Origin of the sequence: Dulcicalothrix desertica PCC 7102 (assembly GCF_003991905.1) — a bacterium.
Lineage (GTDB): Bacteria > Cyanobacteriota > Cyanobacteriia > Cyanobacteriales > Nostocaceae > Dulcicalothrix > Dulcicalothrix desertica.
The window spans coordinates 147,922-160,387 of record NZ_RSCL01000015.1; the positions used below are offsets into that span (position 1 = coordinate 147,922).

Consider the following 12,466-nt stretch of genomic DNA (forward strand, 5'->3'; position numbering starts at 1 on the left):
GGAATATTCCTTATTTAATAAGCCTTTTAGTTTTTTCTAACTACAGACTTAACTTAGCCATGTTGCACTATTATATAGCTTATTCAACTATTTTTTTAGTATAAAAGTTACTAATAACAGTAATACTTAAAAAAATATTAAAATTAGTAGTTAGTTTAATCTTATTAAATAATGTATTTTTTAATAAAAAAATTGTTTGTGTTATTGGAGAGCGAAAAATTTCAGGGGGCTGGGCTAAATAATGCGGTAAAATAATGCAATGCCTAATTCCTCGCTCACTAGTCGTCTACCAGTTAAAATATTACTGCTTGGTATTAGTCCAGCAATTTGGGGACGAGTACTCGTGGGAGCATTCAGTTTTGGCAGAGACACTCAAACAATGGGGCATTTGGAGATAAGTACTCTAATCCTAAACATGGTTAGTTACAATACCCACTATCGCCTTGAACAAGGGTGCAGAAGCTTCATTTCTATTAGAATACGCCGGGTTAATAAATACACACTTACCCGCAGGTAGCTTTAAAAACTGTGCTGGCTCAAACAACTTCCGCATTTTTCTTTAGAAATAATTGCTTCTTGCATATTCAAATTTGTCTTTACATTGACGCTGTTACCCTCTGCTGACATAGTGTAGAGACGCATTCACGTAGTGTCCCGCTCTTAATAATCGCGTCTCTACTGAATTAAATCAAGAAAAGTTAATTTGAATAGCTAATGCCAATCTAACAAATACAAAGCTCTGGGAACAAGCAACACTAATTATACTTCTTTGAATTAGTGCAAGTGAAGTTAAGCGTGACTGTATAAATATAAGAATTTTCTAGTTTGCCAGGGAGTTAATAGTCCATAGGCACAAATTCCCGCTAGAAGAAAATATGTGTAAATTTTAACTGCCGAAGCTAAGTATTGTTGAGTTCAGCCAAAATAAAGATTATCGATGGATATTAATGAATTAGATTTTCTTCTTCAGTTACTGGGATGTAACGATTATTGTTCTAGCTACGATGCCATTGAATTTAAGTCTTTGAAGACTAAAGATAAGATTTGTCTTTCTTTAGGTAAGCAAAAACTTATAGACTATACCCGTGAAATTGCTACGGTCAAAATTTTATCTCATGGTCAAGATTTGCTAAAGCTCGACCCTAAAGAAGTGTCGATAACACAAGAAGAACGTCAGGTATTGGAAAAGATTAGTAAGGCTTCTGAACAAATTAGTCTTAGTAAAATTACTTTGCCAGAAGCTAGTAAACGGGATGAGATAATAAAAGTCTTGATTGATAAGGGCTTAATTGAAGCAGAAGAGAAAATCAAAAAGACGAAGGCTGAAGTTTGGCTGACTGAACGCGGTATTGAGTATTTGCGAGATGATTATGTTGCTGAAGGCGCCGGGAATATCAGCTTAGACTTGCTTGGTAATTACCTGCGCTTCATGCGGAAAACTCTATGCGGTCATTCACAACAGCTATCTACACCGATAGATAACACAGAGCCATCGGTTGAAAAAGATACTAATATTGGCGATGAAGAAATTTTAGAAATTATCCGGAATTTAGACAGAGAGCTTGGTAGTGACAATTATTTACCAATCTTCCACTTACGGAAAAAGTTACAGCCACCACTAACGCGCGATGAATTGGACAAAGCACTTTACCGTCTGCAAGCAAGCGACCAGATAGAGTTAAGTACTTTACTTGACCCCACAGATTATAAGCCCGACGAAGTTGAAGCTGGAATTATTCAGAATATAGGTGGTTCGCTCTTTTTTATTATTGTTTACTAAGCTACACAGCTAAACGCTTTTACATTAATTTCACCGTACAATTGAACTATGGTATCTATCAACGACATCATCATGCGCGAGGTTAACCCTTTTGACCTCGTAAACACAAAGGTTGGCAATTTTTGGAATGATAATCAAGATTATGCTTCTGTTGTTGAGTCAATTCATCAAGAAGTAATTAATGATATCGAAAGTTATTTAGACCTTGTTTCTAAAGATAATCGCAGTCGTACACTTTTACTTGTAGGTGATTCAGGTTCGGGTAAAAGCTATCTTTTAGGAAGACTGAAAAAAACTTTTAACTCAAAAGCTTTTTTTGCCTACATTGGACCTTGGGCAGATAATGATTATATCTGGCGCCATATTTTACGGTATACTGTTGATAGCTTAGTGCAAATACCCGAAGGTCAGCAAGAATCTCAATTAATTTTATGGCTTAAAAGTTTATCGGCATTTACAAAGCGTTCCACTAAGAAAAATTTTGCCGATAGCATCTGGCAATCATTATTAAATGACCGCCAAAAATTTATCAAGCATCTTAAAAACGAATATAAATTAGCAAGTATTTATAATCCTGAGATGTTTTTTGGGGTATTATATGACTTGACGAATCCAGAACTATCTGACTTAGCTAGCGAGTGGTTAAGAGGTGATGACTTGAGCGAAGAGTCAATGCAAGCTCTCAAAGTAAAATTTTGTATTGATACGGAAGATGCAGCTAAAAATATTTTGGCTAACTTTGGCAAAATATCAACACAGACACAACCTATAGTTCTCTGTTTTGACCAAGTTGAAACTACAGCTAAATTCGACTCCAACCCACAACCACTATTTAATATTAACACAACTATTCATAATGACAATATTAAAAACTTTCTAATCATTATTAGCATAGTTAAAAACCCTTGGATGCGCGCTAATAAGTTTATTCTTCAAGCAGACAAAGCTAGAATAGAAAAAGATATTCAGCTTAAACCGATTAACTTAAACCAAGCAGAAGCACTTTGGGCTTATCGATTACAACCATTACATCAAGCAGCTAACCTTCAACCTGATACATCCATCTTCCCACTCACTACAAAACTATTACAATATAACTTTCCTGGTGGAAAAGCTCTTCCAAGAAATATAATTATTTTAGGAAGACAGCAATATCAAGAATATAAAGAACTACTTATCGAAGCTGGAAAAGGTGGCAATAAAGACCAAGCTGAATTTGAATTAATTTGGCTAAAAGAAATTAAAAATACTCAGGAGAGAATTAATCAAATAAGCTATGTAGCTGCACATGACTTAATAAAAATGTTACAGTTATCATTAGATGCTTTAGAGTTGCTGTCTGTGAAAACTAAGTTTATTAACGGTAAATATGATAGCTCTTCTTTAAGCTACCAACATCATAAAGTTGGCAAAAGAGGAGTAATTTGGACGGAAGATGCTAATATGGTAACATTTTTCAACGTGATGAATGCTGCTCAAAAAGTCATTCAGCAAAGCCTTTGTCAAAAATTATATTTGATTAGGATGGCTAGTGTTGGAGATGCAAAGCTGAAAGGTAATCAAATCTATCAACAAATTTTCAAAGGAACTAGAAATATTCACATCAAACCTAATTTAGAATCAGTTCATATTCTCGCAACTTATCAGAGCTTGGTTAATTCTTGCATAAGTCAAGAATTACTTATTGGTGGTAAGACTATTCAAGTACCAGAGTTACAAGACTTAATGCGTAAGTCTAAGATTTTAGAAAATTGTACCGTTTTACAAGACTTAGGTCTTATTGCTAAAGATAATTCTACAGGAATTCAGGCTAAAGATTTACAACCAATTAAAGACTTTTTGCTAAATCTTATCACAACTCAACAATTTCTTGGAATTTCAACTTTATTATCACAAGCTCAAAATCAGTATCCGAATGTTAGTGACAGCGACATTCAGGGATTAATTGATTCTTTGCGAGATGAAGATAGAGTGAAACTTATGGATACTAATAAAAACATGGAGCAGTTAATTTGCTTAGTCGCTAAATAATTAATATAGTTATCAGGAATCATGCAATATTTAACAGGAAGCATCGAAATCATAACAAAAATTAACGAACTTACTTCGGCTAAAATATTATGGGTAGATACAGAAATTGCTGACTGGTATACTGAAAAGCCTAGGCTTTCTATAATACAAGTATTAACAAAAGCTAATGATGCAGCAAGCCAGTCAGTGTATATTTTTGATGTTTTGGATAAACATGATTTGATTTCCTATTTCATTAATCAAATCATGATTAATCCTCAAATCGAAAAAGTATGTCATAATGCTAGCTTTGATTTGAAATATCTTGGTAGTATTGATGCACAAAACATTACTTGTACATTAAAAAAAGCCAGAAGGATAAGTAAGGAAGTTTTACAAGTTTCTAATTTACAGTTAAAAACCTTAGCCACAGAGCTATGTAACTTCTCAGATGTAGATAAAGAAGAACAAGGAAGTGACTGGGGAAGGCGCCCGCTTACTCAAAAGCAGCTAAAATATGCAGCTATGGATACTGTCTATTTAGCTGCTGTTCATCAACGTTTACTAGCATTCTCTAAAGCTAATGTACTAACTCCTGTTATCGAAGTGGCGCCAAGTTCAACACAACCAGTAGAAAAACCCAAGTCTTTAACGCCGAACAAATTAAGATTAGCGTTTGAATGTCCACGCTTACTCTATCTAAACCATCATTTTGGAGGTAGTACATTATTCTTACAGACGGAGGACGTTATTGATATTAGTCAATTCCATAACCTAGTAGACGAATTGATTAATTTACTACTTAATAAACCAGACTTTATAGAGTTATTTAGACCATCTGCATCAGAGTTAGTTGTAGAGCAAATAGCTCATAACATACAACAGCTTTATTACAACAGAATATTCTATGCTTATTTACAAAAGGCGACAAGTAAAGATTCAAAACTAGCTCAACCACTGCTCAAAGTTTGGGAAGGTTTGAAAAAATTAATTATAAGCTTTGCAGAGCTACTAATAATTAACCGAAACTATTGTGATGCTGAAAACGTAATTAGCGAAACTTTTATTGTTGAAGACCGTAAGCTTGAACATTATTTCAACTTGCCTGATAACTCACAGCTAAGAGTTTTAGGAAGATACGATTACTTAGTTTTCAATTTTGATCTTAACCGCTTATGCCTAATTGAGTTTAAAGCTTATCAACCCGTAGACTTATCAGCGCAGCTAGCACAAGTCGCAGTTTACAGCTATATGCTTTCGCAAAATAAAAAGGCGCCTGTTGATTCGGTGGTTTACTGTATTTTGCCATTTAAAGAATATTATTATTCTTGGGAGCAGCTAGAACATATAGCCCACGAGCTAATTCCTCGTAAATTAGAACAAATGCAGCAATGGTTAACTTGGAGGGCGCCTTTACCAAACCCACCCCCAGCTACTATCCAGCCACATTTATGTCAAATTTGCCCGCAGCAACAAAAATGTCAAAGTTATTTTGGGGGTAGTAGCTAATTAATTTATTGACTGTCATTCTGAACGAAGTGAAGAACCTACAATATACTTCACTATACATAGGCTTAAAGTAGGGTGGGCACTGCCAGCCCTTTCAACGCGAACTAGAGTTCTATTAAAACGGCGCCTGAAACCCCGATTCTTGCGTTACCTACAAATTAGGTTTTTTAGTCATCGACCCAATTTACTCACTTCGGATATCAAAAATGATCAACATGGCGCCGTTTATATTGTTCATTTTTTTGAAGGATATGCCGCAAGTCTTGTTTGAGCGGAGGTTAATTCAACATGTATTTTAGGTAACTAATTTGGTACTAATGTTCGCGACATCAAGGGCTGGGTGGGCACTGCCCACCTTACTCTCTAATTTCAAGAAGAAATTCTACAAGAGTCTAGATAGCTGTAAAGAGAATCTGGTGTATCAGCGTATTGAGATAAATCAGAAATAAGATTCTTTTTAGATCAAGATAAAACAACTTTGATTTTTTTAGTAAAATATGGATAACTATACTAATAACGGGTTGTTACTTTACTTTTAAAATCAGTGAAAATCTTTAAGATGCTTCGTACCTCAGCATGACAAAAGTTTAGATTTTACCCGTTTGCAGTATACCTTGGTTCGCTTCACTTATAAGCTTTTGAAGAAAAGGAAATAAAAATTCAATCTCAAACTTACCTCTAAAGTTGTTCTGACGATTTTTAACCAACTCACTTCATTTTGCGTCTAATTCATCTTGAGAAATAGAACATGTTTTTGGGTACATTGTGTATAAATCATTAGATAATTACTAATATATCTAATATATCCTAAGTTGCGGGTGGTAAGATTCCCAGATTTAATGACATAGACCAGTAGTATATTATGTTCACGGCAACAGATATTTCACTAATGATAACCAAGAATTATTGGTTTAGTAAAGTAAGCAGCAAAAAGCTGCTCCAGTAAGTATCTCGCAAATGGAATACTCTCACCCGTAAACAATGCCAAACTCGGTTGGGGAACCATAGCTTGCTTCTAATTTATAATATTTGTGTACTAAATAATTGAAATTACCATAGTCAAGCTAAGGTTTGGCGCTCCAAAACGCGGTGTTGAGTATTCGCGAGATAATTATGTATTTAAGGCACCAATTTTGCAAGCTTAAATCTACTAAGTAACTCGTGTTTTACACGGGAGTATATAATCGGCTAAATTTGACTAATGTTGCTCCTTGTTAAATGAAATTTCTGACCAAGTATCAACTATTTGAAGCATTTTCTTTTCACTAATAGCTTTTGTTTCTTTTTTACTTTTGCCAACTTTAAGTTTAATTCTTTCAACTATATCCGCTAAAGAAGTAAATGCTTGATTACTACGCTCTTTTTCAATCTTTTCTGCAACTTCTATAGCTCTTTTTTCAGGATAGTTAACTGTTTTTAACCTAGCTATTAAATCTCGTACATTTAACTTATTAAATGCTTCTAATGGTGTTAGGTTATCAGCTTGAGTAAATTTTTTAGGCTGATTAACAGCACTATATAGTCTTTGTATTTCTTGTACTAATTCTATCCTTAAGTCGCTCATCTGCTTTTCTAATGAGCTTAGTTGATTGCTTGGTAGTGTCTGAGATTTAGTTTTTGAAGTTGATGCCTTTACTTCCTGCTCATAATTTTGTGTAGTGTTAAGCTCCGTATTTTTTAATAGTGCAGTTTGTTCGATAACCAAATCTTCAACTTTAGGCGAGATTACAAAAGCATTAACCATTTCACCTTGTCTTGGATTTTTTTCCCTTGCTTTAACAGCGGCATAATATTCTAGATGTCCGTCAATTACTGAGAATTCTTCTACACCTGTTTCTTTTAAAACTAAAGGTTTAATAATCCCTCCACTGGCAAGAATTGAATCTGCAAGTTTTTCTAAATTACTTTCGGAAAAATTAGAACGAGGAACGTCTGAACTAATACTTTTGACATCAACTAGATAAAAATCAATCACAAATTATTCTCCTACGTATCTTAAAACTTCATTAGCTAATTCAATAAACTCTTGAGCAGACTGTTGAGCAGCAGTTTTTGTTTCCGCGTACTTCACAATTGATTTTGGGTCGGGATACTCTAACTCCCCAACCATTAAAACTTGGTTCATTGATTCTGATAAAGCCGTTCTATCATAGATTACAGAATCCATAAGAGGTAAGTTATAACGCTTGGTTATTACTTCTCTTTGTTTTGGAAAAGTATATTGCACAAATTTTGGATTTGGCGATATTTTAGAGGCAAGTACACCTATAATATTGATTGGAGGCTTTCCTCTATCTTGCCGAGCTTCATTAATATCTTTAACAAAATTTATGACTGTTGGTAATCCTTGATTAGCAAATGGTTTTAAATCAGATGGAATAATTAGATAATCCGTAGTCATTAAAGCAACTTGAGCATAATAGTCTCGTGAAGGAGGAGTATCTATAATTACAAAGTCATAGTCAGAATCAACTTTTTTTATTTTTGCAATTAATCGACCTTGAGTAGCAACAATCCTACTAAGTTTGTCAATCTTCTCTATAAGTGTAATATGAGAAGGAATAACATCAACTTCTGGGTTATTAAAATACTCGGACTTACGAACAATATCGGGAATGAAGTTATAATCACCCGATTCTAATAAATGATAAACGTTTCTATCTCTTAAATCATCATCTTCATCAAACTGAAATTTTACTAAACCCGCAGCAAAAGTTGTGTTTGCTTGAGAATCAATGTCTACAAGCAGGACTTTTTTACCTTTATTACTTAAAGCTGCTGCTAAATTAATCGAAACTGTAGTTTTTCCGACACCACCTTTATTATGGTAAATTGCAATAGTTTTCATTGTGCGCTCCTTTTTTTCTGTAGAAGTAGAATCAGAATTGGTTCTAGTATCATTTTTTTCACTTAACGTAACTTCATTAATTACTGGATTAATTATTTGCTTTTGAAATGAATCTTTTCCTATTAAGCTTTTGATTTCATTGATTTTATTAGCAACTTCTTTTCCAGCACACTGAAATACTAATTGAATATCGTCTTGATATTTATGATAAATTCTGATTTCTTTCCCATTAGTTAATAAACCATGTTTCGCATTCAATTTATTTAAATAGTGCCTAAGTCTATGAACATGATTGTTCAAGTTTTGTTTGGGATGCTTTGCTTCCATGACAACACTCAGAGGTGAGTTTGCATCCAACACAAAAGGAATAACCTGTGCAGCGAACGCTAGAAAATCTAAACGAATACTGCCTACAGCTACTTCTTGATGCCATGTGTCAGGAGTATACCCCAATTCAGGTAGCAAATATTGAACGATGAGCTTACTTTCTACTTCGCTTTCATTACGGCAAAGCTCTGGGTTAAAAGCCAATTTTTATAACCCTCCTCTAAGTTGTTTTGTTTTGAACATGCTGTTACTTTACTTATTGTTACACTGCATCAGTAAACATTAGCAATAAGAATTACTTATTATTATGTATTGATAATTACAATATTAACTAATATTACTAGGTGGTGTCAGTATATATAAAAAATCTTTTGGAACAGACTACTTTGTCTAACCTATTTGTTTGACGTATCGGGCTTCCTTACCTTATCTTAAGTATTTTGTAAATATATATAAAGAGATAATATAAAAGTATTCTATAGATAGATGACATTCACAACATAGATTATACTAAAAACTAAACTAATCATCTTGTGGGATGGGCATCTTTGCCCGTCTAACCGAGGTGCCCCCACCCAACTTACTATTCTCCTTTTATCCGTTCAAATTTACCAGGAGGAACAAGATGGCCATACTTAGAGGTTGCTCTTGAAGAATACGAGCATGATGGGGAGGAGTGCGTTTTTTCTGGAAGCATTGCGGAATGTGGTGGAGGCACGGTTTGGGATGACCCACTTTGCGGAAAAAACGGGTTTGAATCGTCAAAACCTGTATCGGGCTTTGTCTTCAGAGGGGAACCCTGAACTGCGAACCATTAGCCTTGTTCTTCATAATCTTGGCTATCGCTTGAGCATACAACCGATTCGCGCTGTGTCAAGTAATTAATGTTTTGCTCAAATGCTTATGTGGTAAAGTTTCTAAAAAACTTTGTGATTTACGGAATATAGATTAATTACCAAAAATGAAACTAACCATCTTGTGGGATGGGCATCCTTGCCCGTCTTATATAAACAGGCGCCAATCTTAAGCTCTTCTTACTCTTCTCTCTGTGTACTCTGTGCCTAATAAGGTAATTATCTTTACCTGAAAATGACTAGTGGCTTGTTTGTTTGATAGTTGGGGCGGGCAAGGATGCCCGCTCCACAAGAAAGAGATGTTACTCTACAAATTCTCTTTTTTGTTTGCTCTGTTAGTTATTCTTCGCTGGTATAATTTTGACTGCTTGAAATTGTGAGGGGTGTGGGGAGGTAACTTATATAAATACTCATATATATGTTGGGTTCCGCAAAGCCTCCACCCAACCTACAATGTGAATGCGTTATTGGAAGGGTTGAATAATGGGATATGTAATTGCGACTGCGAATATGAAGGGTGGTGTGGGTAAAACGACACTTACTGTTAATATGGCTACTTGTTTGGCGAAAAATCACGGTAAACGGGTGTTAGTTATCGATTTAGATACGCAAATTAGCGCTACTCTAAGTTTGATGTCTCCTGTTGAGTTTGCTAATCGTCGTAAACAGGGTAAAACGTTTCGATATTTAATTGACCAAATTATGACCCCTAGTGAGGCGCCGAGCCATACAATTCATGATGTAATTCAAAAGCAGGTGTGTAATGTGTCTGGTTTGGATATGATACCGGGTGACATTGACTTATACGATGAGTTTGTGGTATCGGAACTTTTGCACCAGCAAGCGGTTACTTTGGGTGAGAAGGATTTTGAGACTATTTGGAACCGTTTTGAGCGGGTTTTGCTAAGTAAAATATTAGAACCAGTACGCGATGAGTACGATTTTATTATTTGTGATTGCGCTCCCGGTTATACTTTACTAACACGTAGCGCGCTGGCAACGAGTAATTATTATATATTGCCTGCAAAACCTGAGCCATTATCTATAGTTGGAATTCAACTTTTAGAAAGACGCATTGCCCAGCTAAAAGATAGTCACGAACACGAAGCTAAGATTGATATTCAAATGCTAGGTATTGTGTTTACCATGTACAGCGGTAATTTGCTCAGTGGTAGGTATTATAAGCAGGTAATGAACCGTGTATATCAAGACTTTGGCGATAGCAAGGTGTTTAAAAGCCAGGTACCGATGGATATGAATGTCGCAAAAGCTGTTGATAGTTTTATGCCTGTGGTTTTAAATAATCCTCAGTCTCCTGGTTCTAAATCTTTTGTGCAGTTAACACAGGAGTTATTAATGAAATTGTGATATTTAATTGGTTTTGGCTGGCGCCAGTCAAAACCACCTCTAAAATAGGCTAACCTTAAAAAACGTTATTATCCCAAGTCGCGCAAAAAGTTGCTACAATCTCAGATAGGAAATCAAGACAGAATATTGCAGCTTATACGGAAATACTAGCAGGTTTACGCTTTGCAAAAGATTTAATTCGTCAGTTATTGAGTGAGGATAGTATGCGAGAGTCAGTAATTTATCAAGATATTCTTCAACAAGAAGCATTTAAATTAATTAATCGTCAGTTAAATCGACGCTTTAACCAAATAAATGCATCGTTAACAGAACGAGTGTAAAAATTATCTGCGGAACAGATAGAGAATTTAGCGGAAGAATTTGTTGATTTTTCAGATATATCTGATTTAGAGGCATGGTTAGATCAGCAAGAAGAAAGCTAACTTAGAACAATTAATTATTAGAAGGTCAGAGTTGTTAATTCTTACCTTTTTATTCACGTAATTTTTTTTCGCGTAAAAGCGTATCACACCATGCCGCGTTGTCGGCTTTGAGAGGAGGTACTGGTTCAAGGTTATAATCAATTCTTAAATGATATCTGGCACGATTATATATACTGTTTAATAAAGATTGTATATCTAAAATTGGTTCTATATCTTCTGATTGTAAAGGTAGTTGAAGTGAGGGTATTGGCTGTTGGACAGAAAAAGTGTATAGTTTCGCTTTGGGACGAGTATTGCTTCTGCTGACAATGATGTAATAATCACTTATGGCTACTTCTCCTAATATCGACATAGGTTTGCCACTTCTTAATAAATTAATTTCGACTAAGTGAGAAAGACTAGCTAACACTTTTTTCCGTTTACTTTCATAAGCTTTTCTGCCTTCTCCAGCTTTTTTATTTTTTGGAGATATAATTTCAATTGTTGTGACTACAAAACCAGTTGCTATTTCTCGTATTTCTAAGTAACTTTCTGTAACATTTTCTGGCATTGGCATTATTACTGTTATACCTTCTGATGTAGAAAGCTGTGTTGTAGATGAATGTTGCGGCGCCAGTTGTTTAGAAAAGACAGAAACATCAGGTATCCCAACAGATACAGAATCTGAGTCATCACTTAAATAAGTGCGCTGTTCAATGGCAACTTGATATTGCTGTGGGATATTAACCTCAATTGCGTCTGCTATCGCTGTAATCAATCTATGATGTAACTCTGCCCAAAAAACAGGATTCTCTAAATATGGATTCATTCCTGGAAACGGATTATTCATTTTTGGAGTGTCCAAAAAAAGCTACTCTTAAATTTTAATCATCTTACTGACTTTTGTGGTGTTAGAGAGTATTTGCTTCTTTTGATGGCGCCGAATTATTTCGTTTGACGGAAGATGCGCGCGTGTGATGAGCCATATATTGAGCCTATAGATATATAATATTAAGCTGTGTACTATGATGTTATTTATACAAAATTGGCAGTCTTTGACTTGCGCTGCTATGGTTGTAGGGTCTGTGTTCATGGGTTTGCAGGCAGCTATTTATCAAAATAGGTCTGGTGTAAAATATTCTTTCGTTTGTTTTATGATTGCTGTTTCTGCGGCTTTATTGCAAACGGGGTCATAATATAGATTTTGTAGGTCAGGCAAGATACCTACCCTACCTCACCGGATGCACGCCTGCCTAGAAACCGGGCTTCTGTACGAAATATTAACGTTTTATGCAAAATCTTTGCCAAGAAGCCCGGTTTCTTTAAGCTTGTTGAGAATGCTGCATTCCGGTGAGCTACGAAGTAAAAA

Annotated in this window: 9 protein-coding genes and 1 pseudogene; 6 read left to right on the forward strand and 4 right to left on the reverse strand. The window is 35.1% G+C overall.

Annotated elements, in window-relative coordinates:
* Positions 1-234 precede the first annotated feature (234 nt).
* A complete protein-coding gene (locus DSM106972_RS53970; RefSeq protein WP_186538816.1) occupies positions 235-372 on the reverse strand; it encodes a hypothetical protein in 138 nt (45 codons plus the stop codon).
* A gap of 565 nt (positions 373-937) precedes the next feature.
* Here DSM106972_RS53970 and DSM106972_RS29190 point away from each other — a divergent pair.
* From DSM106972_RS29190 to DSM106972_RS29200, 3 genes are read left to right on the forward strand one after another with little or no spacing between them, the layout of a single operon-like run.
* Entirely contained in the window at positions 938-1,780 is an 843-nt protein-coding gene (locus tag DSM106972_RS29190) for a transcription factor RcaD (RefSeq protein WP_127083984.1), read from the forward strand.
* A gap of 48 nt (positions 1,781-1,828) precedes the next feature.
* A complete protein-coding gene (locus DSM106972_RS29195; protein WP_127083985.1) occupies positions 1,829-3,811 on the forward strand; it encodes a P-loop NTPase family protein in 1,983 nt (660 codons plus the stop codon).
* A gap of 21 nt (positions 3,812-3,832) precedes the next feature.
* Positions 3,833-5,299, forward strand: a complete 1,467-nt coding sequence (locus DSM106972_RS29200; protein ID WP_127083986.1) for a PD-(D/E)XK nuclease family protein — start codon at positions 3,833-3,835, stop codon at positions 5,297-5,299.
* A 1,198-nt stretch (positions 5,300-6,497) separates the two neighbouring features.
* On the opposite strand, the gene DSM106972_RS29205 is transcribed toward DSM106972_RS29200, so the two are convergent.
* Together DSM106972_RS29205 and DSM106972_RS29210 are read right to left on the reverse strand one after the other, a co-directional pair.
* Entirely contained in the window at positions 6,498-7,274 is a 777-nt protein-coding gene (locus tag DSM106972_RS29205) for a ParB N-terminal domain-containing protein (RefSeq protein WP_127083987.1), read from the reverse strand.
* Positions 7,275-7,277: 3 nt separating this feature from the next.
* Complete coding sequence (locus DSM106972_RS29210; RefSeq protein ID WP_127083988.1) at positions 7,278-8,678, reverse strand: AAA family ATPase; 1,401 nt, start codon at positions 8,676-8,678, stop codon at positions 7,278-7,280.
* Positions 8,679-9,122: 444 nt separating this feature from the next.
* On the opposite strand from DSM106972_RS29210, the gene DSM106972_RS29215 reads away from it, so the two are divergent.
* The 3 genes and pseudogenes from DSM106972_RS29215 (at position 9,123) to DSM106972_RS55915 (ending at position 11,118) form a co-directional block, all read left to right on the forward strand.
* Positions 9,123-9,359 carry an addiction module antidote protein gene (locus tag DSM106972_RS29215; RefSeq protein WP_201800797.1) on the forward strand — a complete coding sequence of 79 codons (237 nt, stop codon included), beginning with the start codon at positions 9,123-9,125 and terminating at the stop codon, positions 9,357-9,359.
* Between the two features lie 452 nt (positions 9,360-9,811).
* Complete coding sequence (locus DSM106972_RS29220) at positions 9,812-10,696, forward strand: ParA family protein (RefSeq protein WP_127083989.1); 885 nt, start codon at positions 9,812-9,814, stop codon at positions 10,694-10,696.
* A 203-nt stretch (positions 10,697-10,899) separates the two neighbouring features.
* Positions 10,900-11,118: pseudogene (locus tag DSM106972_RS55915) on the forward strand (DUF4351 domain-containing protein).
* 49 nt (positions 11,119-11,167) lie between these two features.
* Here DSM106972_RS55915 and DSM106972_RS29230 read toward each other — a convergent pair.
* On the reverse strand, positions 11,168-11,947 hold the full coding sequence (locus tag DSM106972_RS29230; protein WP_127083990.1) for a DUF4058 family protein: 780 nt from the start codon (positions 11,945-11,947) through the stop codon (positions 11,168-11,170).
* Positions 11,948-12,466: the final 519 nt, after the last annotated feature.